The sequence below is a fragment of the Dictyobacter alpinus genome, assembly GCF_003967575.1.
GTDB classification, from domain to species: domain Bacteria; phylum Chloroflexota; class Ktedonobacteria; order Ktedonobacterales; family Ktedonobacteraceae; genus Dictyobacter; species Dictyobacter alpinus.
Map to the genome: position 1 here is coordinate 2,831,369 of NZ_BIFT01000002.1, position 24,197 is coordinate 2,855,565.

Annotated in this window: 16 protein-coding genes; 8 read left to right on the forward strand and 8 right to left on the reverse strand. The window is 48.5% G+C overall.

What is annotated here, in order from left to right:
- Positions 1–42: 42 nt before the first annotated feature.
- Positions 43–1,425 carry a serine/threonine-protein kinase gene (locus tag EL633_RS33885; protein ID WP_126631624.1) on the reverse strand — a complete coding sequence of 461 codons (1,383 nt, stop codon included), beginning with the start codon at positions 1,423–1,425 and terminating at the stop codon, positions 43–45.
- An 859-nt stretch (positions 1,426–2,284) separates the two neighbouring features.
- The gene (locus tag EL633_RS33890) at positions 2,285–2,725 is read right to left on the reverse strand and encodes an SRPBCC domain-containing protein (protein ID WP_126631625.1); all 441 of its coding nucleotides are present in this window, start codon (positions 2,723–2,725) and stop codon (positions 2,285–2,287) included.
- Positions 2,726–3,121: 396 nt separating this feature from the next.
- Here EL633_RS33890 and EL633_RS33895 point away from each other — a divergent pair, with 396 nt between their 5' ends.
- Positions 3,122–5,263 (forward strand): alkaline phosphatase family protein, encoded by a 2,142-nt coding sequence (locus tag EL633_RS33895; protein ID WP_126631626.1) that lies wholly within the window; start codon positions 3,122–3,124, stop codon positions 5,261–5,263.
- Between the two features lie 100 nt (positions 5,264–5,363).
- On the opposite strand, the gene EL633_RS33900 is transcribed toward EL633_RS33895, so the two are convergent.
- Positions 5,364–6,212 carry an aldo/keto reductase gene (locus tag EL633_RS33900; RefSeq protein ID WP_246039319.1) on the reverse strand — a complete coding sequence of 283 codons (849 nt, stop codon included), beginning with the start codon at positions 6,210–6,212 and terminating at the stop codon, positions 5,364–5,366.
- 121 nt (positions 6,213–6,333) lie between these two features.
- Positions 6,334–7,614, reverse strand: a complete 1,281-nt coding sequence (locus tag EL633_RS33905; RefSeq protein ID WP_126631627.1) for an MFS transporter — start codon at positions 7,612–7,614, stop codon at positions 6,334–6,336.
- Between the two features lie 211 nt (positions 7,615–7,825).
- Between EL633_RS33905 and EL633_RS33910 the strand changes: the two genes are divergently transcribed.
- From EL633_RS33910 to EL633_RS33920, 3 genes are all read left to right on the forward strand, one after another.
- Complete coding sequence (locus tag EL633_RS33910) at positions 7,826–8,857, forward strand: helix-turn-helix transcriptional regulator (protein WP_161982675.1); 1,032 nt, start codon at positions 7,826–7,828, stop codon at positions 8,855–8,857.
- Positions 8,858–9,193: 336 nt separating this feature from the next.
- Complete coding sequence (locus tag EL633_RS33915) at positions 9,194–10,735, forward strand: multicopper oxidase family protein (protein ID WP_161982676.1); 1,542 nt, start codon at positions 9,194–9,196, stop codon at positions 10,733–10,735.
- 418 nt (positions 10,736–11,153) lie between these two features.
- The gene (locus tag EL633_RS33920) at positions 11,154–12,311 is read left to right on the forward strand and encodes a hypothetical protein (RefSeq protein ID WP_126631630.1); all 1,158 of its coding nucleotides are present in this window, start codon (positions 11,154–11,156) and stop codon (positions 12,309–12,311) included.
- A 103-nt stretch (positions 12,312–12,414) separates the two neighbouring features.
- Here EL633_RS33920 and EL633_RS33925 read toward each other — a convergent pair whose 3' ends face one another.
- Positions 12,415–13,521: a glutamate--cysteine ligase gene (locus EL633_RS33925; protein ID WP_126631631.1), complete on the reverse strand. Its 1,107-nt coding sequence runs from the start codon at positions 13,519–13,521 to the stop codon at positions 12,415–12,417.
- A gap of 48 nt (positions 13,522–13,569) precedes the next feature.
- On the opposite strand from EL633_RS33925, the gene EL633_RS33930 reads away from it, so the two are divergent.
- The gene (locus tag EL633_RS33930) at positions 13,570–13,911 is read left to right on the forward strand and encodes a hypothetical protein (RefSeq protein WP_126631632.1); all 342 of its coding nucleotides are present in this window, start codon (positions 13,570–13,572) and stop codon (positions 13,909–13,911) included.
- A gap of 49 nt (positions 13,912–13,960) precedes the next feature.
- On the opposite strand, the gene EL633_RS33935 is transcribed toward EL633_RS33930, so the two are convergent.
- Positions 13,961–15,844, reverse strand: a complete 1,884-nt coding sequence (locus EL633_RS33935; protein ID WP_126631633.1) for a GAF domain-containing sensor histidine kinase — start codon at positions 15,842–15,844, stop codon at positions 13,961–13,963.
- A 464-nt stretch (positions 15,845–16,308) separates the two neighbouring features.
- Between EL633_RS33935 and EL633_RS33940 the strand changes: the two genes are divergently transcribed.
- Positions 16,309–17,679 carry an MFS transporter gene (locus EL633_RS33940; protein ID WP_126631634.1) on the forward strand — a complete coding sequence of 457 codons (1,371 nt, stop codon included), beginning with the start codon at positions 16,309–16,311 and terminating at the stop codon, positions 17,677–17,679.
- Positions 17,680–17,745: 66 nt separating this feature from the next.
- Here EL633_RS33940 and EL633_RS33945 read toward each other — a convergent pair whose 3' ends face one another.
- Positions 17,746–18,498 (reverse strand): metallophosphoesterase family protein, encoded by a 753-nt coding sequence (locus tag EL633_RS33945; protein ID WP_126631635.1) that lies wholly within the window; start codon positions 18,496–18,498, stop codon positions 17,746–17,748.
- A 246-nt stretch (positions 18,499–18,744) separates the two neighbouring features.
- Here EL633_RS33945 and EL633_RS33950 point away from each other — a divergent pair, with 246 nt between their 5' ends.
- Both EL633_RS33950 and EL633_RS33955 read left to right on the forward strand, forming a co-directional pair.
- Positions 18,745–20,637 (forward strand): glycoside hydrolase family 6 protein, encoded by a 1,893-nt coding sequence (locus tag EL633_RS33950; protein ID WP_126631636.1) that lies wholly within the window; start codon positions 18,745–18,747, stop codon positions 20,635–20,637.
- Between the two features lie 160 nt (positions 20,638–20,797).
- Positions 20,798–22,186, forward strand: a complete 1,389-nt coding sequence (locus EL633_RS33955; RefSeq protein WP_126631637.1) for a DUF2254 domain-containing protein — start codon at positions 20,798–20,800, stop codon at positions 22,184–22,186.
- A gap of 52 nt (positions 22,187–22,238) precedes the next feature.
- Here the strand turns inward: EL633_RS33955 and EL633_RS33960 are convergent, their stop codons facing one another.
- Positions 22,239–23,921 (reverse strand): FAD-dependent oxidoreductase, encoded by a 1,683-nt coding sequence (locus EL633_RS33960; RefSeq protein ID WP_126631638.1) that lies wholly within the window; start codon positions 23,919–23,921, stop codon positions 22,239–22,241.
- Positions 23,922–24,197: the final 276 nt, after the last annotated feature.

The following is a 24,197-nucleotide window of genomic DNA, read 5'->3' on the forward strand; positions in this document are numbered from 1 at the left end:
AGGGATAAAAAATTGTCATGCTGACGTTCACTATCCTTTCCTCTATCGACTCAAGAGGATGAGTAAAAGTAATGGTAGAAGGACCCCAAGCATGCCAATGATTGTCGCACCATTGATAAATTTCGTCTCCAATGGAGGAAACTCTTCTGGACGTGGTAGATGCGGTATATTGTCATCTATCGCTGGCTTAAATTCCTTCTCAGGTGCAGGGTTATAATCAGGTGCATAAGAGCTATGATAAGGGTTGCTAAATGAATTCTCAGGTGCTGTAAATGTTGGTCCCGGGAGCGGTGGCAACGAAACAGAAGGATTAAAGGCCGGGGCAAAACTTTGTTGTTTTCGTGCGCCAGATGACTCCCAGGGCTGTGGTTGTGGTATTTGGGTCTCAGGCAACAGATGATTAACCTGTTTTCTATCAAAGGTGGCACATGCATCACGCAGTTGATAAGGATCTTTATAGGTATCAAAACCATTGCTAAAGAGCGTGTCTACCTGTGCTGAGATGGCTGGATTGATGGAGCTCGGCGATTGGACACGGCCATTTGTACGTGCAGGGAGGAATGCGCCCGTTAATGTATAGTAAAGCACGCGTAGCACAGCCTGGACATCGCTATCGATGCCGAGCGGTAATGCAGGAAATTGGGCGTTCCGCTCAGCCTGGAGAGCGACAAGACCCGCGAAAACCACGGAGCAATGCTTTAAATACCAGCGACCCTGCGAATTGACAACAATCTGATCTGGCCTAATCTGACCATGGATAATCGATGGCCTTTGATCGGCCAGAAAGCACAAAATAGTTGCAAGTTGCAAACAACCTTCGATCGCCGTAGCCTCTTCCAGCCTTCCCCCTCTTTTTTGTAAGTACCGAGGAAGCTCCTCACCGGGCTGGCGAGCGAAGACAAAGAAGTCCCGTCCACCTTCTGAGAACATATCCTGACATGAGGGTAACGCTTCGTTCATCTGGGCCATATGCAAAGTACGGAATGCCTTCTGCATGATCAGGATTTTTTGGCGTGCCTCCCCAAGGGGAAAGCGGACTTCACAGACAATCACCGGACTATTATTCATAAGTAGATCGAGCGCTTGCCAGTTTACTTCGGCTGTGTCTGCTGATCCTTGAGTAGTTCCCTCACGAGCGATCAGGCGATAGCGCTTTTGTAGAACTGTGCCCGCTTCCAACTCTGAAGCTGAAGAACGAGTGGGCGGCACGAGTCGGCCTGAGACAACCCCAGCTTCATGGCTGAGTGATCTGGTAGGTGAAGAAATATTGCTAACAGAACTACCAAACGAAGCGGGTGTACGCGAACCGGTCTGTGCATCTAGACTGAATGATGGTTGTTTGCCTTGAAGAGAGAGAGGAGAACCGCATCTGGGACAGATGGTCTCTCCTACCTGACAAACCTGGTGACAATGCGAACAAATCACATCTTAACTCCTCTATTGATAAGTCCTTTTGGAACGAAAATAGTGCACATCCCTGTCTGAGAATAAATGAAATCTTTGAGCAATTATTAGCGAAAATATGTTGTGACACTTGGCTTTATCTATTACCTTTCCCAACTATAGTGGTATTCATATATATTTGTCAATATATATCACCTATTTATCTATTTAATCTACCCATTTCTAATGGAAACTTCTTGACTATACCCGTTCGAAATATATAACTATTTGCTTACCGATATCCTTGCAGCAGCTACATCTCTATTTAATAAGGATAGGTGATTTTGCGTGTGATGAATAGTATTTATGCATGTTTGTGCATGATTATGTATAGATATTATTTGGGATACATAATTATTTACTGGAATATTATAAAAGTATTAAGAGTTATAAGGCAAATACGTAGCATATTATAGTTTATTGGTGAAATAATCTTCTGCGGAAAAATATGATTTCGCACATTTTCAGGGATAGAAATTAGAATTGATGTTGCTTGTTAGTGTAGTTGTTGTAGACATGATAAATTATGGCCCACCGTCCTTCAGGGTGAAAGGGGTTGCAAGGGCCAATAGATTCAACCTGGCGCCTCCTGATTGAGAGACATGCTCAAGAGGCATGAGAGTATCCATGACCATCACCTGCTTTCTTGAATGATGGTTTTCCACCCAAAGGACGGAGAGCTAAAATTATTACAGAGTAAGAGGTAATTATCAGGAATCTTGCTTCGAAAAGCTGAATGATTCAGAGTAGTATGTAGTACTCCTATGGTGAAATTCAAGCTGTGTGTGGGCATATATACTATGATGAAAATAAATTGTGTCAGCAAAAACACTTGAAATCACTAATCGAGCATTTGTATTTCGATGTGTGTCAGGACCTGTTGCCAATGGCGACGCATTTGTTCACGTTCCAGTGCTCCAGCTAGCCGCTCCTGATGAAAACTAATGGTTGTATTGGCTCCGCTTTGGATAGTACGGATCTGGATAGTTGAGGCATGAGTCCAGCTCGGAGGCTGCCAGGTCAGGCGTAGATTCACGCCAGGATTCACCACACGTACCATCCCGCTGGTCCCATCTGCCGTCGTATAGCTACTTCCTTCAATAAATTGCAGTGGATCGTTTGCACCGAGCCAGATACGCTGACCTTTTGCAGAGATTAAAAAATCCCATGCTGTTTTTATAGAGACAGTAAAGGTTCTACGTACACCGATTTGAAAGCCCGCTGTTCTAGTTAAACCGACTATGTATTGAGACGTTTCTTTGTTAGCGTCATGAGATTTCATACAATTCCTCCAGCTTATTCACAAATAGTATTAACACATTATCAAATATGCTTCTATCCAGTATGCCATACTATGCGGACAATATTGTTCCTGTTTTATCTTTTCCTGTATATATACTAGTGATTTTTCCACATTCTCAGCACTTTTTAAATTCGATAACTGGACAGTTGTTATCAGATAACGTGAAATATTCCTTCTTAATCGTTGAGGTAGATGAACTAATTTCACTATCGCTTAACATTCAGATAGCTATTATTTCATAATAATATGTTACACTTGATGAGTCATGCGTCGTTGCATATTGTGTGTTTGAGGCTATCCGAGAATGATTAAGCCTGATACTTCTTTCTATCATGATTGTAGTAAATATACTTTAGTAAAAGAAGGAGACACATCTTGAAAAGATCATGGGGAGTTCTTTTCCCAGGTGTCCTGCTCACAGCGTTACTGTTGACGCTGTTTATCGCCAATGGTCAATATGCCAATGCCGCTGTCGATAAGAAGAGCGCTGATAACAATGCTTGTAAGTTGAATTCGCCCACTGGAGCGGCGAAACATGTTATCTCTATTCAATTTGACAACGTGCACTTCACCCGCGATAATCCCAATGTTCCTTCTGACCTGGAGCAGATGCCCAATCTGTTAAACTTTATTAAAAATAATGGCACCATGCTCTCAAATTATCATACACCTTTGATTGCCCACACTGCCGGTGATATTTTGACCAGTCTGACTGGTCTTTACGGTGAGCACGATGGCATGCCTGTGAGCAATAGTTATCGTTACTTTAATGCAGATGGCACCAGCAGTTCGACCCCATCTTTTACCTACTGGACGGCTCCTGTGTCGACTGCTCCAAATGCGCAATACAACATGATCACCGCCCCTAATACCAATACACCAGCTCCCTGGGTTTCTTATACACGTGCTGGTTGTAATGTAGGTTCGGTTGCTACAGCCAATACAGTATTAGAAAATATTAATACAGACATTCCTACAGTCTTTGGTGCCAACTCACCTGAGGCTGCTGAAGTCAAAGCCAATAGTGGTCAGGCTTATAGCGACTTTGTTGGTATTGGTATTCATTGTGCTCAGAATGACGCTACCTGCTCAAGCGCCAACAATGGTAAAGCTGATGTATTGCCCAATGAGCCTGGTGGCTATACCGGTTTCAATGCTTTGTTTGGTCATAAAAATGTTGTGCCCCAGATCAGCCCGGCTGGTCCTTTGCAGGATCTCGATGGTCAGGTGATTCAGGATAGCAAGCAGCATGTTGGCTTTCCTGGCTTCGATGGCATGAGCGCGGCGGTCTCGCTCTCCTATGTTGCCGCCATGCAAGAGCACAATGTACCTGTCACCTATGCATACATTTCAGATGCCCATGATCCTCATGGTAGCGATCCACACAGTGGTGTTGCATATGGTCCAGGTGAGGCTGGTTATGTCCAAACTTTGAAATCCTATGATGATGCCTTTGGTAAGTTCTTTGCCCGCCTGGAAAAAGATGGTATCAACGCCAGCAATACTGTGTTTTCCTTTAGTGCTGACGAAAACGACCATTTCGCAGGCGGTCCACCTACGCCAGCCAATTGTGATGGTATCACCGTTCCTTGTACCTATCAGCAAGTTGGTGAAGTAAATGGTAATCTGACTGGCCTGCTGGCTACCCAGAAGAACATTACCACCCCATTTGCCGTCCATGCTGACTCCGCGCCTAACTTCTATCTCCAGGGCAATCCTGCACGTCAGGATCCAACCACACGTGCCTTTGATCGTGCGGTGGGCAGCCTGACCGCGACCAATCCTTACACGGGTAAAGAAGAACAGATCAGCAACTACCTGGCTGATCCTGTGGAGATGAAATTCTTACACATGGTAACCGCTGATCCTTCCAGGACCCCAACGTTGACTATGTTTGCTAAACCAGATTACTACCTGTATGCAGGTGCCCCTAATTGTAATCAGCCATGTATCCAGATCCAGTCAGGTTTTGCCTGGAACCATGGTGATCTCTCACCTGACATCAACAACACCTGGTTGGGCCTGGTTGGGCCTGGCGTACGTCACCTGGGTGTTGATCACAGCGTCTGGGCTGATCAGACAGATCTGCGCCCAACGCTGATGTCATTGCTGGGTCTCAAAGACGACTACACTCATGATGGACGAGCTCTGTTTGAAGTATTCACCGAAAAAGCTCTGCCACAGCAGGTACGTAGCAACAAAAACTTCTATGTACGGCTGGGTCAACTCTACAAGCAGATCAATGCTCCAGTTGGCCAATTGAGTATGTTGACCGTCCAGATTTCCACCAACGCGTTGGAAAGCGACTCTCCCAATGATCAGACCTACACCAATCTGGAAAATGAGTTGATCTCCCTGACAACCCTGCGTGATACCGTGGCACATCAGATCCAGAATACGCTGGAGACAGCTACCTTTGGTGCTAATGCCCATGTCCATGTAGGAGCCAAGGTTCAGCAGCAGGATCCATTCAAACAGAGCCAGCAGTTATTCAAGAAAGCGCAACAGCTACGCTAACTGTTGTTTGAATGGTGCTCAAGCAGCATACTATGCCAGCATGACGACCAGGTAGTGGTTACTAAACCACTATCTGGTTTTTCTGTATGTGCAGTTATGTTTAAAGCATCTCCAGAGGGACTTTTCTGGGTGGTGGGGGGAAGGCGCGGTCAAGTTGCTGGAGATCTTGCTCTGTTAGCTGGATGTCCAGAGCGGCGCGATTCTCTTTGACGTGTGCTGGTGTACCTGTTTTGGGGATGACATTCAGATTGTCCTGTCGGAGCAGCCAGCTCAGGGCAATCTGGGCAGGAGTGGCCCGATGCTGTGCTGCGATCTGCTTGAGTTGTGGATGATCAAGCAGGCGTCCCTGTTCTATGGGCGAATATGCCATCAGCGGGATGTGCCGCTGACGACACCAGGGCTGTAGATCATATTCGATTCCCCGGCGGGCGAGATTGTAGAGTACCTGGTCGGTAGCCACATTCTGTCCATCAGGGAACTCGACCAGTTCCTGCATGTCTGAAATATCCAGATTACTGACACCCCAGTAGCGGATCTTACCTGTGCGCACCAGTTCATCAAAGGCACCCAGCACCTCACCAAACGGTGTACTACCGCGCCAATGTAGGAGATAAAGATCGAGCTGATCGGTTCTCAGGCGCTGTAAGCTCCGTTCGCAGGCAGTGATGGTTCCATTATGCGTGGCATTGTACGGCAGTACCTTGCTGACCAGGAAAACCTCATCACGGCGGCCGGCAATTGCCTCACCCACAACTTTTTCAGCGCCCCCTTCGCCATACATTTCAGCCGTATCGATCAAAGTCATACCGAGATCAAGTCCAAGTTGTAAAGCCATGATCTCATTTTTGCGCCGTCCCGCATCTTCCCCCATTCCCCATGTACCCTGTCCCAGTATAGGTATCTTCTCACCCGCTGGAAGGCTAACCGTGCGCATAGTCGTGGTTGCCATATCTATCTCCTATCAAAGTGTAGTGGCATCGACATTTTTAATTTTTTGTCGTCACGAAACAAAAAATCCTCTCACGTACTACTGACACGTAGCCTGTGTCAAAAAAGAGAACAGAGCGTGTTCAGGCCTCAAAGGTCCGCAAATGGCGCACTGGCGAGATAAACAGCGAGATCAGGGCCAGGATAAAACCGATACCGGCGAGCCACAGGCTTATGCGCATACCGATCCATGTACTGAGAAAGCCAGCCACCAATGGGCCAAGCGTGGCGCCACCATAGCTTATCAGACGCAATATCGCATTCATGCGAGCCATCAAGGCTGGCGGTGTTTGAGCCTGGCGTAGACTAGTACTCTGGACAGCGTAGATGCCCAGCGCTGTACGCACCAGGAAGAAGACAATCGTAAACAGCACGGCCATCACAATGGTAGATCCTCCAATCATGGGGAGCAGAATAAAGGGAGCGCTACCCAGGGTAAAGGTCGCGCAGATCATAGGTCCAAGTGGAAAACGGCGAGCCAGCGGGCCCGCAATGGCTGAACCAAGCAGACCACCAATCGCGGCCAGGGCATAAATCAAGCCGATGAGTCCTGGCGTAAACTTTAACTCGCGGACCGCATAGAGGAGAAAAGCAATATCCACAATCGCAAAAAAGAAGTTCCAGGCGCCCGCTTGAATGGCGAGAATGCGGATATATGGATTTTTGCCGACAAACTGAATGCCTTCGGCAATCTGCCTGAACAAATGTGTCTCGTGTATATTCTGTGGAGGCGCCTCCTGATGGTGGATCAAGAGCAGTGATCCAATGGAGACCAGGTAGGAGAAACTATCGATCAATAAGGCAAAAGGGGCGGTCAAGAGCTGAACAAGAACACCCGCGAGACCAGGACCCGCTACTTCGGCGGCGGACGCACTGGTTGTGACCCGGCTATTGGCCTCCAGTAAATGTTCCTTTGGCACGATCAGCGGCACAAAGGAGAGCCAGCAGAGATCAAAAAGGACGGTGCCGATGCCCACGCAAAAAGTAATCACATAGAGTACAGGCAATTGTAAGACATGGAAAAATGCCAGCAGTGGCACCAGCACGATCAGCAGGGCGCGTACGGTATTGGCCAGAATCATCAAAGGACGTTTGTGTAGCCGATCTATCCAGGCGCCGAAAATGAGTGGGAACAAGAGATAAGGAGCCATTTCTAGGAAGCGTAGCAATCCCAACTGCTCAGGACTGGCATTGAGGGTCAGTACCGCCGCCAGTGGTAGTGCTAGTAGCGTGACCTGTGAACCAAACAGTGATGTGGTCTCTCCAAACCAGAATTTCAGAAAATCCGTATTTGTCCACAGGGTCTTTGTGATAGCCGTTGCGTTGTCTGGAGTCGTGGCATCCTGGGGGTGGGTTAAAGACATAAACAAGCATCCTTTAAGTGATAGTCATGATGACATAGGCGATACTCTCAAGCAAAGAGTTCTACATAGAGAGCATATGCCGGAAAATATGCCAGCAGCATGTCACATTTTGTGGCGACATTTTTGACCATCCAGGCCTATGCTATGAAGCCAGGCGCTGTTATGATAGCTCTAAAGAAATGTCATATTTTGCATGGAAAGGTTAAGCTGGATGCTACGTTTTGATCGCATACTGGGATTGCTCTTGTTCTTGCGTAGCGGGCAGAGCGTTTCCGCTGATGAACTGGCCAGACATTTCGCTGTCTCCAGACGTACAATCTATCGGGACCTGGAAACGCTGAGCCTGCTTGGTGTTCCTATCTATGCTGAACGTGGACGAGGGGGTGGCTTTCAACTTCTGGAAGGATATTTCTTGCCGCCGCTAATGTTTTCCCAGAGTGAAGCGGTCGCTTTGCTGTTTGGCATCAGCCTGCAAAAGAATCTACGTGCGGCCCCTTTTGCTACAGACATAGTAATGGCGGAACAAAAGCTGCTGGCCGCGCTACCCGAGCGTCTGCGTACTGTGTTGATCAAAGCCAGGCAGCTTATTGGGATCGAGCAACTGCCCTATGATATCTTTCATCCAGAAACTGGCTTTAGCGCCAGTGCCACACAAGCCGAAAACGATCCGGGCGGCGAAAGTGTGATCATCAGTGTGTTTCTGCAAGCTATTCTGGATCAGCAAGCGGTCGTCTTTGACTATGCATCCTACCGCCATGACCAGCGCTATGAAGTACAGGCGACCCCATGCGGAGTCTTCTGGGATCGAGATCACTGGTATCTGGTTGGCATGGATAGCGGAAAGCCGGAGCCGCGCATGTGGCGTTCAGATCGTGTGAGCGACATACGGCCACAGCGACCACAATCCAGCTATAATTCCCAGGGTGACTTTGATGTACGTGAGATGCTGGGCAGAAAATGGTTGAGCGCCGCCATCAAGCAATGGAGCCAGCAAGCGCCGGTAAAAATTCGGCTCTCCCCTCAACTCGCTACACGCCTGCAGCACGATTGGTATTACCGCCATGCGAGCTTTGAGCCACTTGCTTCGGGGCGGATACTGATGACCTTTGGTGAATCGGATCGAACGATTGTCTTTGAATTAGTACGCTGGCTGGGACCCGAGGCAGAGCTGCTTGAACCAGTAGCCTGGCGCGCGGAGCTACAGGCAGAGCTCAAACGTATGCTAGCAATATATGTAGATTAGCTCATACCATATACGAGTTTTCTCTACCCCTCCTCAAAAACGAACGAGCGCTGTAGGTAGAAGCGAGGTGTGAGGGATAAAACTTGCACAAAGAACAATTAAGCTTTCCGTGATGGAATAAGACATGGGCATTATGAGTAGAAAGTATCACAATTGTTGTGTTAATACGTAACCTTAATGAAGGTAAAATTGCTCTGCTTACGTTCTCACGCTCCCACTCATATCCGGTGAGCAGAGAGATGCGCAGAGTCTCTTATTCATACATTGACTTATTTAATTGTACACGCTTACAAGATAAGCAGTAATTGACTCCCGATGAAAGGTGATCAATGCACGATGCAAGAGGGTAGTATCAAACACAAAGGTGCTAAGCCATTACGGCCCAGAACAATAATTTTGCTTGCGCTATTAGGTGTCTTGCTTATCGCAGGTGGTTATGCAGGATGGAGCGCATGGAGCTCTCAACTTCCTGAGCGTATAAATATGGGTTCAGATGGTAATATGACCATGCCGATGGGCGATAATAGTATGCCAATGCCATCAGGACCTGCAACTCCGATCGCTAGCTTTAAGGCCCCTGAAACTGCCGCGCAAACCAAAAACTTTACCCTGACCGCAAGAACAGCCAACGTAAAGATTGGCAATCAGACGATTGAAGCCCTGACCTACAATGGTACTGCACCAGGACCTACCCTGCGTGTGCAGCAAGGGGATCTGGTCGTTGTGAAGCTGGTCAATACTCTATCAGAAGGTATTACTATTCACTGGCATGGTGTTGCGGTCCCCAATTCAGCAGATGGCGTCGCAGGTGTGACCCAGAATGCAGTCAAAAAAGGCGAGACCTATACGTATCGTTTCATCGCCAAAGATGCAGGCACCTACTGGTATCATTCCCATCAACAGAGTAATGATCAGGTTAAACGTGGTCTGTTTGGTATGTTGATTGTTGATCCAAAGCAGCCTGCCGAGCATGATGATGTTGATGCAGCACTTATCTATCATGATTGGAGCAACGCGGGAAAAGACACGTCGGGAAATACCATCGAGAAAACGGTCTCCACATCCCATATTCAGGCTCGTCCCGGTGCCTGGGTACATTTGCGTCTGCTGGACACAGACAATGATCAACACATGGCAACATTAATCGGCGCCCCCTTTACCGTTACTGCTATGGATGGAGCTGATATCAATAAACCACAGCCCCTCTCGGAATCCATTCTCTCCGTTGGTTCTGGTCAGCGCTACGACCTGCGTTTCCAGATGCCTGCCCAGGGAGCCGTACGCCTGGTAGAGGTTGATGATAAAGGTAAACCCACGGATGGAATCTCCGCGATCATCGGTGATGGAAATGCGCCGACCGCGCTCCACAATGCAAATCCTCCCATATTTGATTTCACGCACTATGGGCAGTCAAAACCTGATCCAATCACGGCTGATACGCATTTTGATAATGTAAATACAATGAAACTCGATTCGCATTTTGGTTTCTTTGACGGATCATTTGGATCGGTCTATACTATTAATGGAAAAAGTTTTCCTGATATCCCACCGATCACGGTCAAAGAGGGTCAACTGGTAAAAATTAGCATTATCAATGAAGGTACCAGTGTTCATCCAATCCACCTGCACGGTCATGACTTCTCCGTGCTCTCGCGCAATGGAAAAAAGGTCACTGGCAGCCCCATCTATCTTGATACCATCAACATCCAGAGCAAGGAAAGCTATGAGATTGGCTTCCGCGCCGACAATCCTGGTTTGTGGATGGACCATTGTCATGATCTTGATCATGCATCACATGGTATGGATATGATGGTTGTTTATCCCAACATTTCCACTCCCTTTGACATGGGTAAAAAATCAGGTAATATTCCTGAATAAATAGGTGCTGGCGAGCGCCAGTATATCCTATACTAGTAATCAGGCGTCATTCAAGAAAGAATGACGCCTGATTTTTTATAGTAGTGTTTGTTTGTCATTCTCATGGTGGAGTGTGCAGCCAGCCGCACTCGGGCCCTGAAGGGCCCGTGCTTTTTTTACATGTGTTATCAAAATATGAGCTTTGCTCATATTTTGATAACACATGTAAAACCTTGGAGAGTGGGTGTGCTGAGCGGTCGACCTGGAGAGTGGGTGTGCTGAGCGGTCGCAACCGCGTAGCACACCTACTCCATACCCTATACATGATGTTAACTGGACATGTTATAGATATTGTTGTAGTATTCAACATGTGAACAACCTCATCAGTCTGATTTAATAGTTTAAGGCTGTAGCAGGAGATATTCTGGAGGTTTTGAACATGGAGGTACAAAGTTCTATTCAAGATGTAGAGGGAATTCCGTTTACAAAGAGGGCGTCTCTACTACGAGCTCAAGATTTATATCAAAATGATCCTTTGCTGGTACTATTAAAGGATAGGCTAGCGCTCAATTCATTTCTACTACTTGTGATCGGCATCGTTATCAGTTCTGTGTGCTTCTATGTTTTTTATAGCCTTCCGGGAACAGGTCATGGTTTGGCCAATCAGCCGCTATTCGCGGTGCTGGAAATAGCGACCGCCACTTTATTTCTGGTTGCTTATCTCTGGTTGCCTGAAATGGTGGCGACCCTTTTTCATCAGCTCTGGAGTACCGAGATACTGAAAGGCCCTGTTAATGGAGATGATGCAGACCTCTTTTATGCCCAATTTATCAAAGGGTTGTTAAAGTGGGTAAATCATCCTTTGTGGACAATTGGTACGCTGGTCTTTGTGATTATCTATTTGTTGAATCGTTTCTTTGTGGGTGGGCCGCCCTTTTTGAGCTATATTCCACTTTGGCTACAACTCGTCACAGTGGTGTTTGATGGTATGATTGCCTATACCGCGATCATGACTATTATGCGTCTCCTGGTAGCGATGATCGCCCTCAACAGAATTTTTCATTTGTTCACCATCCACATCAATCCCTTGCACCCTGATGATGTTGGCGGTTTAGGTATCATGGGAAGTCTTGTCTGGCTCAGTGTCTGTATTATGCTGGCCTCCACCCTCACCTTTGTGCAAACCATTGAGTTATTAACCTATCGAAGCATCTTTTCCTCGACACTAGACCTGCTGGTGCTAATTATTGCCTATGCAGTAGTTACCCCCAATGTCATTCTAGGGTGGCTGATTACACCACATACGTTTATGCTTAAAGTCCGGGATGAAATCCTTAAGCCATTGATAGATGAGTTCGATACTATTGTGAACCATCCACAAGCCTTCGCAAAAGATGATGTGGCTGGTATTACGGCCGACAATAATCGTCTTACGGCGATCAAGCAACGCTATGATCTGATCGTGGATATCTTTCCTACCTGGCCTTTAGAAGTCAAGCAGATACGCAGGATTGTTGCTACCCTGACCTTACCTGCGGTGATCTCACTGATCCCAAATATTATCAATGTTGTTAACTTTATCTTGAAGCGCCTGTAACGCGTGCGTGGTAGGCATTATATCCACAAATAGATGAGCTTTTGTGAGGAGGGACATGGAGCTTGATCTCCTCCTCACAAAAGTAGGTAGCAGAAAATGTTAGCTAACTCATACGAATATAACTTGAGGATAATGCTTCCTCAATCGATCCTGTTTGCTGATATGATCGAATGAGGTCATGGGCTGGAGTATATTTTGAGATGAGCATTGTGCGCAGCGGGCGTAGCAGTTGTCTATCCGGATCTGTCTGTAATGCTCTTTCGGCCGTGTTGAATACGTTCCACGCGCCTTCAAGTATCTCCTGATTGGCGAAGCCCTGACGGGCCGATAGTTGATGGAGGACTGCATCCGGTACCAGTGCCTGTCCGGTCAGGGTTTGATCCAGTGCCAATCCTTTGAGCAGGGCGAGCAGGCCCGCATAGATGGCAAAGTTGGCGCAGCTATCGCAGGCTTTAAACTCGATTCTACCGACCTCAGCAGGGACGCGGGCGATTTTTGTCAGTGAAGGATTGCTTATCAGTAGATCCTCTGATCGTGCCAGGAAGACCATTGTGGCAGGTCGCACCCCGGTACGTAGGAACGTACGGACCGAAAGTCCATCCCAGAGTTCTCCATGATAGAAGGGAGAGCTATAGCTGAATGGAATGATAAAAGGACTATAGTACGTAAGCTTCTGTCCAAGTGCGATGATGTCTGCTGTGGAAAGTTCTTGTAATGAGAGATTGAGATCGGGACCGTAGGTTAACATCGGTAAAAAGGCGGTGAGCTTTTCCGGTGATTGCTGGCGGCGCTTTTGCTCATAGGCATTTAAGGGAGGATCAGGTAGAAACTCTGTCTGATAGGGATTGTAGCTAATGCAGACTGGTGTGAAGCCTGCTGTAATGACCCGCTCTGATAGTTGTAGAAAACTGTTGTTCAATTCCTCTACCGCACCCATGATGGTGGGATGGATAGTGGTACGGATCTCGATCCCCTTTGGTGGGCAATCGATGACCTTGCCCGCCTCATTATAGCGTTCAAAACCTTCAATATACCAGCGTTTATGCTTGATACCTGCATCACCGATACGTAATTGAGGGTAATCATCCTCATAGAGTGGAAGGGTAGCTACTATAGCTGCCAGATCAGCGAAGGATGTATGGGTGGCATCAACGAAGCGCTTTTTGGCATCCAGGAAGGCTACTTCGTGTTCAATACCAAATGCAAACATAATTTCTCCTCGCTATTCCCAATCGTCATCATCTAAAAGACTCTGTCCATGTTGATCAACGAATTTTGCCTCATAGCCACAGAGGAAGCACCAGACTTCTGCTTGCGCTGTGGTTATGGGCCAGAAAAAATAGTGTTTTGCGCAAAGAAACTTGCCGCAGCTATGGCATTGTTTCTGCCGTTGCTGGCGGCAAGCGAGGCAATCAAGCGCCTCCCGAAGAGCATTTTGCATGTCTATCCCTTTTCCCCTCTAGGAGTTGAACATGGAAAATATACAGAAAATATCTCATGTTTAGTAAAGAGTTATGCAACGCTACAAGTATACCCAAAAAATTCAATGCTTGAAAAGCAGGAGTATACTATGAACATTGATTATGATCGTCGGAACTGACATTAACGCTCGTGAATAAGGAGGAAATAAAATAGTAAGGCCATTTTTGTCATTGTTTGGCACTGCCCTGCTGGCTTAATGGGAGTGAGAACCAGAAGATGGCACCCTGACCTGGCATGCTTTCGACTCCTACCAACCCATGATGAAGCTCAATCAGGGTGCGACACAGATAAAAATTCATGCCCATGCTTAAATCGAGATCATTCTGGGGAGCCGTTCCTTGTGAGCGATAGAGGCGTTCCCAGAGTTGTGCCTGTTCTTCCAGCGGGATGCCAGGCCCTTGATCACGAATGTCGATGTAGGCGTGTGATAATTCCGGGCGGATCTGTATCGTGATAGGCTGTTCAGCCGGAGATTGGCGTTGAGCATTGGTGAGATAGATCTCTAGGACTTGATTGATGCGTTCGCGATCAATATTAACCCATAGTTCTTGTTGGGGAAGGATAAAGTTTATCTGTTGATTGGGATGCTGTTGCTGGTGCTGTGCGATTGTTTCCTGAATCAGTTCAGTCAGTTCATACTGTTGAGGATGTAGCTCCAGCGTATTGGTCTGGATTTGTGCATCATCGATGAGATTGCCGATGATACGTGCCTGTACACGGGTGCTATCACTGGCGGCCTCCAGTGGATCCTTTACCTGTTCTACTTTTCTACGAATAGCTGAGCTTGAAGCGTCAGCATACGCCTTTAACTTTTCCAGGCGTCGCAGGGCTAACTGAATATTTCCCATTGTGGCGGTTAGTGGTGTCTTCAATTCATGACTGGCCAGATTTAAGAATGTATTGATGATCTGGCCTGTTGCCTGCATGACCAGTTCTTTCCCCTCTTGCTGATCCATGGTCGCGAATGGCCGCACATATTCGAGCATGAATGTCGTCAAAGTTGAAACCGCCTGCACCAATTCGCTCTCTTCCGGATTGCATGGGCGATCCCTGCCTAACACAAACATCCCTACTATCTCCCCTTTTACAAACAATGGTGTCCAGAAAAGATTTTCTGCCGGAAAATCTACTTTAGGTAGAAAAGGAATACGTATATGCTCACGGTCAACGCTAACCTGTTTATGCGCATAGAGCTGTTCAATCGATGCTGAATCGAGAAAATCAGCCAGTCCAAAGCGTCCACTATTCTGCCAGCGTAGCTCGGTTTGTTCCGGCGTTAAGCCACTAAAAGCTATGTAGTAGAGGCGTTTATCTTGCGAGCCCAGTGAGAAAAGAAAGACCGCCTGTCCTTCCAGGAGATCACGGATCAGGTCAGCCAGATGCTGGCCAATAATGTGTACAGATGACGGTATTGAGAGCGTCTCCTCTGGTGGTGAAGCGGCCAGCAGATCATGCAGGTGGGAGATCGCATTGATTAAGGATAACATGGCTGTTTTGCTGCGGTTGTCCTCGTTTTGCTGCTGATAAAAGTTAGTGAGATCATGGAAGAGATATACTTTTATGGCCGGCTGTTTCGGCTTTTTGATCAAGGTACAGCCGATATCAAAGCAGGCAATACGCCCGGATGGGAGCAGGCACAGGACGGTTTGTTTACGACTTTCCGCGTCTGTCATGGTGTGAAAATAGGCAAAGCATCTGGCGGGTGCCAGAGGACGGTAGTAGGGATCGTACATCCGGCAACGGCTAAATAACTGTTCTAAGGAGTCCCCGCTAGAAAAATCAGCGGGTCTTAACTCTAGAAGAGCAAGGGCGGCGGCATTGCTCCATTGGACTTTTTCATCCATATTTGTAACCACGATACCTTCAACTACATTGGTCACAATAGCTTTAAATGTATCGCTGTGCTGCTCAGAGATGCGCACTGGCGAGGCGATAGCAATTTTGTGTTTGTTTGACATGCGGTGTTCAGGTTGATTGTGCCTATTTGAGTGGCTGTGTGCCTTATTATTAATTGATTTATGGGGAACTTTCCGAGTTTGTTTATCCACCATCGATGATTTTCCTCTGCACTCTTGATGAGTCTAAAACCTCTTCAGCTTTTTGATTCGTTCTTGCTAAGATTTTAGCATATTCGAAATTTAACTACAAACCTGCTTATTATGTACCTTTATATTGATGTTATGCCTGTCAGAGAGTATCGTGTTGTATACACTTAAAAAAGCTGCGGTGATCGGAAGAATAGAGCTATTTCATTCTCTGGTTAAGAAGGGCACAGGCGCAGTGAGTTCGTCAGTTCTCACTGGTTTGTGATGTGGGGAAGAGAGGCCAGGGGCCGCCCACATCACAAATCCACGCCGAAGGCGCCAAAGATGCTGCTTGCCAGAGTGGTGGTGTAAGCTTTACAATACATGTATCAAATGAGTAAGCTGGAAGAGAAGCTTTTTTGATGGTATTCTCATGTCTCATCAAAATAATAGAACGATGGTATCTTCTCTGAAAAAGGATGTTCAAAAAGATGAAGATTTCAAAGCAGACCGAAGGCATCGATGTCGATGCTATTGCCAGTCCTGTTCAGCGTCCACTCTCCTTCTCTGGTATGATCAACCTGAATCTTTTCTGGTTCGCCAACCAGTTCCACTGGCAGGCATTGCTGGCTGTGGTGATTCCCAGTATGGTTGCCAAGTTTCTTGATCCTACCCAAAAGAGCATTAATCTGGCCCTGGTAGTGAACTGGGGCACGCTGGTAGCTGTAGTGGTTAATCCTCTCGTTGGTGCGCTCTCGGACTATGCTGGATTTCGCCTGGGTCGGCGGCGGCCATTTATGATTATCGGGACCATCCTCAATGTTGTTGTCCTGGTGATCTTCGCTTTCTCACCAACTATTTTTCCACCGGGACTGCTGCTGGCGGCCTTTGCCATGCTTTTTGTCCTGCTCCAATTCAGCAACAACTTCGCCAACTCTCCCTGGAGCGCGATTATTGCCGATAATGTGCAGCCGCAGCAACGTGGTCTGGCCTCCGGTTTCAACGGCCTCTTCAACCTGCTGGGTACGGTCGTCGGCTCGATCGTGGCCGGTGTCATCATCAACAAGAACGATCCTTTGCCCCTTTACCGCAATCAGGTTGTAAAGATCTTTCTATTAATCGCGTTGGTACAGAGTGCCGTGGTCATCTACACCATCCTGACCGTGAAGGAGACCGCGTTGCCTGCCAGCGGGCGTCCACCCTTTCATCCGCAGCAATTTCTGCGTAAATTTTTCTTCAAACCCTCAACCTATCCCAACCTCTCATGGGTCCTACTGGCGCGCTTTCTGGTTATGATGGGTATCTGGAGCGTCTACTATTTTCTGCAATACTATTTTGATGATGTGCTGGGTGGCAGTAGTGTGAAAACCATCTTTTTCAACAACTCATTCTCAGGCGAATTCTTCAATGGCACCCTTTTCCAACCGGCGGTATTGCTGCTGGCACTGCCAATGTCGCTGCTGGCAGGCTGGGCCTCGGATCACTGGGGGCGCAAAAAACTGGTCTATCTATCAAGCGCGATGATGACACTGGTCTGTTTTATCTTCATTGGTTTCCAGAATCAGTATGCCGCCTTGCTGGCTGGTGCCTGTTTTGGCATTGGTTATGGTGCCTATACCAGCGTTGACTGGGCCTTGACGACCGATGTATTGCCACTTACCAATGAAGCTGGCAAGTTCATGGGCATCTGGTCCGCCGTTGGTATCTTGCCCCAGGTCGTGGGCATCACCATCGGCGGTGTTATCCTGCAATTGTTACGCACCATTCCCAATCATTTCGGTTACACCTCACTATTCATGCTCACCGTCGTCTATCTGGTCCTGGGCACGCTGGCCATTCAACGCGTGCGCGGCATACGCTGAACTGGATCAGCAAGATGCATTTCAATTTGAGCTGCGTCTTGCTGGTGTAATCGTGCGGCAAGCATATCAAGCCCGGCCGGTACTAAGCCATCTGGCCCAATCAGGACGTTGATTGCTCGTTGCCATTGCGGCCGCTTCATCGGAGGCATAGGGGAGCAGAATATGTTCTACCTGCCATGCATTTTGCAGCTTTTGTAAAATCGCATAGCGAGCGTGTGGGCTGCCCGATTCCATGGCATAGGGAATGGGCGTGTCCATTGTATAGGCGGGCAGTCCGACGCTGCCTGGATTGATCAGGAGCTTTCCCTGAGGAAGAAAGACGGTGCGGGCAATATGACTATGCCCGCTGAGAATGACTGGTTGGGGAATTGCGGCCACGCTAGCTTCGATGGCTTGCTGGTTGCGCAATACGACGCCAGAAACTTCGACCTGTTCAAGCAAATATGGAGCATCAAAGAGATCACCATGACAAACAAAAAGATCATCCGCCACCACCGCCGTTGCTGGTAGGGCACGTAGCCAATCCAGGTGTGTTGGCGTGAGTCGTTCGTATATATATCTCTGGGCAGGAGAAAGCTCCTCCAGAGGCGAGAAGAGGACGCGATCATCGTTACCACAAATATGTAGCATCTCCCGTTCCAGTAATAGATCAGCGGTTATGACAGGATCAAGTGGGCCTGCCAGATGATCCCCCAGATTGATAATGTGCTGAATGCCGCGCCGATCAATATCCTGTAGAACAGCTTCCAGTGCCCAACGATTCCCATGAATATCAGCAATAACAGCGAAAGTGCCCGTAATATCCTTTTTGATAGCCATAGATCATCCCTTCTCCAACACATATTGCCGTCAATTAGCGCAAAATGCTTACAGATCTACACTGATAAAAATGTGCCTACTAACTGATGAATTACTGATAAAATTTTACTTGTGCGTTCTGACAAGAATATTCTATCATTACTTTCACAAAGAGATATGTTTATGTATTGCGTACCTTTTTTTTCTTTAGTTGTTTCTGGCTTTTAAAAGAAACTATTATCTATAGTGCACTCGCAGGAGGAGTAGATGCTCCATATCTCGCCACGCAAACTGCGTAGTTTGCCTCTCAAGTCCAGACTTCGCGGTCTGGCCTTAATAGGTGCCTTGCTGACCCTGCTGGTCAGTAGCTTTCTGATGCAGTCGCAGGTGACGCATGCCGCGTCCTACTGTCAGGTCACCTACTCTGTTCCTAATCAATGGCAGGGAGGTTTTACTGGCAATATTGTGATTCAGAATACCAGTGCATCCACATGGAATAACTGGACTCTGACATATACCTTTCCATCCGCCAGTCAGGTGGTGAGCCAGGGATGGACCGGTAATTTCACTCAATCGGGCCAGAATGTCACAGTGACAAATGTGAGTTGGAACGGGACCCTGACTCCAAACTCCACCACCAATCCAGGCTTTAACGCCTCCTGGTCTGGAAGTAATCCGGCTCCAACCAACTTTGCCGTCAATGGTAACGCGTGTAATGGCTCAACGCAGCCAACGCCAACGCCGACACCTGTTACCCCGACGCCAACCCCTGGTTCACCAACGCCGACTCCAACGTCTGTACCGCCAACGCCAACGCCAACATCTGTGCCGCCAACGCCGACCCCACCGGTTACTCCAACGCCGACCCCACCGCCTGGCACGCATGTTGATAATCCCTATGCCGGTGCCAATGGCTATATCAATCCTGACTGGGCGGCCTCTGTGAAGGCAGGTGCAGCACAGACAGGTGGTACACTGGGACAGCAAGAGGCCAGTGTCGCCAATAACTCGACGGCCGTCTGGTTGGATCGTATCGCCGCCGTCACAGGTGGTAATGGAGTCACCCGGACCCTATCAGGCCATCTGGATGCAGCCGTAGACCAGGCCAATGCTAATCCAGGCAAGCCAGTAGTAATTACCCTGGTCATCTATGATCTGCCCAATCGTGACTGCGCGGCCCTGGCCTCCAATGGTGAGCTTTCCATCGCCAATAATGGGCTGGCTAACTACAAGTCACAATACATTGATCCAATTGCAAATATCCTTAGCCTCTCCAAGTATAGTAATTTGCGTATAGCCACGATAGTAGAACCGGATTCACTGCCGAACCTGATCACAAACCTGAGTTTCGCCAAGTGTTCCGAGGCCAACTCTAGCGGCGCATACGTCCAGGGTGTCCAGTATGCCCTCAACAAGTTGCATGCCATCTCCAATGTCTATACCTATATCGATATTGCTCACTCTGGCTGGCTTGGTTGGTCCAGCAATTTTGATCCTGGCGTCAACCTGATTACAAATACCGTCAAAGGCACAACCGCAGGCGTCAACAGTGTTGATGGCTTTATCAGCGATACCGCCAACTATGTACCAACCACCGAGCCATACATGACCGCTAATCAGCAGGTTGGTGGTAATCCTGTCCGCTCGGCCAACTTCTACCAATGGAATCAGTACATTGACGAGGCTTCGTATGACACCGCTATGCGCAACGCCTTTATCAGCGCTGGCTTCCCCAGTAGCATCGGTATGTTGATTGATACCTCCCGCAATGGTTGGGGCGGCCCAAACCGACCAGGAGGAGCAAGTAGCTCGACCGATCTTAATACCTTCGTCAACGGCTCAAAAATCGATCTGCGCGTCCATCGTGGCAACTGGTGTAACCAGAAGGGTGGTATTGGTGCGCGACCCGTAGCCAATCCTGCTCCAGGTTTTGACGCCTATGTCTGGATCAAACCTCCAGGTGAATCAGATGGTGCCAGCCAGGCGATTTCAAATGATGAGGGTAAAGGGGCAGATCCTATGTGTGATCCTACCTTCCACGGAAGCAATCAGGCTAACGGTGGTAACCTCACCGAAGCCCTGCCCAATGCTCCATTGGCAGGACACTGGTTCCAGGCCGAATTCGACCTGCTGGTCAAGAACGCCTCACCATCCTTCTAATCATATTCTTATAGTCTAGTGATTGTGACCCTTTGATAACGGAGCGACCAGGGGCAGTGAAATAGCCCCTGGTCGTCTTTGTGTCCTATCTTGTATCCTGAACCCAATCTCGTTGCGTGTCTACTAGCAGAGCAATGAATAGGCATATCAAGAGGATTAAATGTTACAGACACGACTGAGCGAGATCCGTGTTCGCTGGCAGGATTTGATGGATGGTTTCTGGTTTGTGCCCGGCCTGATTTCTGGTGGGATTGCTGTGCTTGCCCTGATTTTTCTGGGGTTTGATCACCTGCATGGTGAGAGTGACCTGCCCTTTCTTTTTAGTGGAAATTCATCGGCGGCCAGTGGCATCCTGTCGGCGATCTCCGCCTCATTTATCGCTGCGCTGGGGCTTTCATTTTCGATTATGATTGTGACTTTTCAGCTGGTCACCAGCCAGTTTACTCCCCGTGGGTTACGTGGTTTGCTCTCTGATCGCGTTACTCAGAGTATTTCGGGTTACTTCGTAGGTATTTTCGCCTATGCCTTGATTGTGCTCGCGGCCGTACGCGATCCCGCCCCCAACCATCCAGGTTTTGTGCCGGCCCTCAGTATTAGCCTGGCCATCCTGTTAGCCTTTGTTGGCCTGATCCTCTTAATTATCTTTTTTCATCATATCGCAGGATCCATGCACATCTATAATATTACGGCGCGCATCTCAAGAGAAACACTGGAAGCGCTTGATGATATGTATCCTGCCTGGAGTAATGATGCCACGCAGCAGGAGGATGGTGCGCAACTGCTAGCACAATGGCAGCAGGAGGGCGATCCAGACCTGATTTATGCCACGCACAATGGGTATGTGCAGACGATTGACTTTGATGGCTTACTGCATGCTTTTAGCCGGATTGGACCAGGGGTGCGCCTGCAACTGGCGGTCTGTCCGGGCGAATTTGTCTCCAAGGAGAGCGTCATCGCCAGAGTCTGGTCGCCCCGAAATCTGGAGGATGCTGCGGTGGAAGTGCTACGGCGCTGTGTGGTAGTACTGAAGCAGCGAGATATGGAGCAAGATCCCGCCTTTGGTATTCGTCAACTGACCGATATCGCTTTGCGCGCAATGTCACCGGCGGTCAATGATCCGAGTACCGCCGTCAATTGTATCCACTATCTACAAGCCATTTTTGAACATTTAGCGCACTGTGGTCCAGCGCCATCAGTACGACATCTCGGTGGCAGCATCGTCGTCATACGTTACCTGACCTTTCAAGAGTATGTGCAGGTTCTGGTAGAGATTGGACGCGTGACCACTACCAATGCCCGTGTCGCCCGGGCACTACTACGTGCGCTAGCCTCACTCATTGACATTGCTGCCCATACCGCCCAGGAGCGTATTCCATATCTTTTAGAGATAGCAGATGCAATCGTCATGCCCGCCCTGGCAGATGCGCGAACAGACCTTGACCGCCAGATTCTTAACGAGGCCTATCAGCCTATCCAAGAGATTGCCCAGAAGCTAAAAGCTCTGCCTGATGCATCATCTGGTGCCGCGCGTAAAGAAATTACGCACTAAGCATAAGACGGATCATAGCGGTATGGCCATGATCCGTTGTTGGCACCATAGTTTAAATTGTTGGATCGTCTGTTAGATCGGCGAGATATTGGTGAATGAAACTGATGGATATACTGCCTTCGCCAACGCCGGAGGCGACGCGTTTGACTGAGCCGTGGCGTACATCGCCGGCCGCAAAGATGCCGGGCACGCTGGTCTCGAGTAAGAAAGGATCACGGGTAAGTGGCCAATGGGTAGCTGCAGTCTGATTCGCCAGCACGTCTTGTCCGGTTAGAATGTAGCCGTCATCATCGCGGCTGATTATTTCTGGTAGCCATTCGGTCTGGGCATCGGCCCCGATAAAGACAAATACCGTACTGGTTTGATGGACCTGTTCGGTTTGGGTCTGGTTATTACGAACCACAATCGCTTCTAGATGTTCTTTTCCCTGTCCGGCGACGATTTCGCTGTGTGCCTGGACGGTGATATTGGCTTTGGTGGCGAGCTGGTCAATCAGATATTGAGACATCGTTTTGGAGAGGCTAGCGCCACGAATGAGTATCGTCACCGAACGAGCATAGTTGGCAAAGAAGATGGCCGCCTGGCCTGCCGAATTGCCACCGCCAACCAGATAGACATCTTTGCCGTTCGTGCCTAACGCTTCGGTACGCGCCGCTCCATAATAGATGCCGCGACCAACAAATTGATCCAGATTGGGCAATGCGAGCAGGCGCCAGTTTACACCTGTGGCGATCACGATCGCTTTCGCATTGATACATTCACCGCCATCCAGAACAATGCCGCGCTGCGCCTCATCCAGATTGATGCTCTCAACCTTGCGGGCAACCAGGATCTCGGCCCCAAAACGTCGGGCCTGCTGCCATGCCCGGCGACTGAGTTCCTCGCCCGATAAGCCTGCGGGAAAGCCCAGGTAATTCTCGATCCGTGATGACGTTCCCGCCTGTCCTCCGGGTGCTTCACGGTCGATGAGCAGCGTCTTCAAGCCCTCTGAAGCACCATACACAGCCGCAGCTAATCCAGCTGGTCCCGCGCCGATAATCGCTAAATCATAGGTATCGACGCTTGGCATTGTCTGGAGCCCTATGCGTTCGGCCACTTCGCGTAGCGCAGGCGTCACCAGAATTGAGCCATCCTGTAGCACTACTAACGGACAGGTATTATTGACTTCCGCCTTTTGCAGATAGACCTGTGCCGCAGACTCGGTTGGAGTAAGCCATTCAAAGGGCACACGATTACGAGCCAGAAAGTCGCGTAGTTCGTGGCACTGAGGATCCCAACGATATCCAATCACGCGAATAGCAGCTGCATTATTCTCAATTGTGAGGCGTTGTAAATTTCCAACCCGGCGAGCCATAGTCTTGAGCAATTGGCTACTCAGGGCAGGTGTCTCCACAATAAATGTATGAAAGTCTATTGGATCCAGGCGCAGGATACGTGAAGGTTCGGTTGCGCGTAGGCTGGCTATCGCCGTTGATCCAATTAACAGTGGCAGTTCGCCAAAATATTCGCCGACCGTAGCATATTTATCAATGATGTGATCAACATCGCCATACTGTTTGATCACATCAAATGATCCAGCAAGTAGCACAAAGAAGGATGGGACCTCGCCTTCCTGAATCAGCCATTCACCGGCTTGTAGTTGTACGTCGGCAGCCCGGGCTGCAATCTGTGTTAGCTGTTGCGGGCTAAGCTGAGAAAATAATGGAATCTGTAGTAACAGATCTTCCGTAATCATGTGACCTCCTATGCTATTGTCCAGAGCGTTTCTTTGGTTTATGGGGTGCATTCGTTCTCTTTACTTAAGGACAAGTAGAAGAGAAGTTGTATGGCAAGGGCGTTTATCAAATAGGGCTGAAATATTTTATTTTTACTGAGAATAGGCCTCTATTATATTACGTTATGCATCTCTCTATGGACACCTTGCGCCTCTGGCGCTCGTCTGATTTTGAGAGAGGGAATGGGAGAGGCGACCGCGGTCGCCTCTCCCATTCCCTCTCTCAAAATCAGAGGT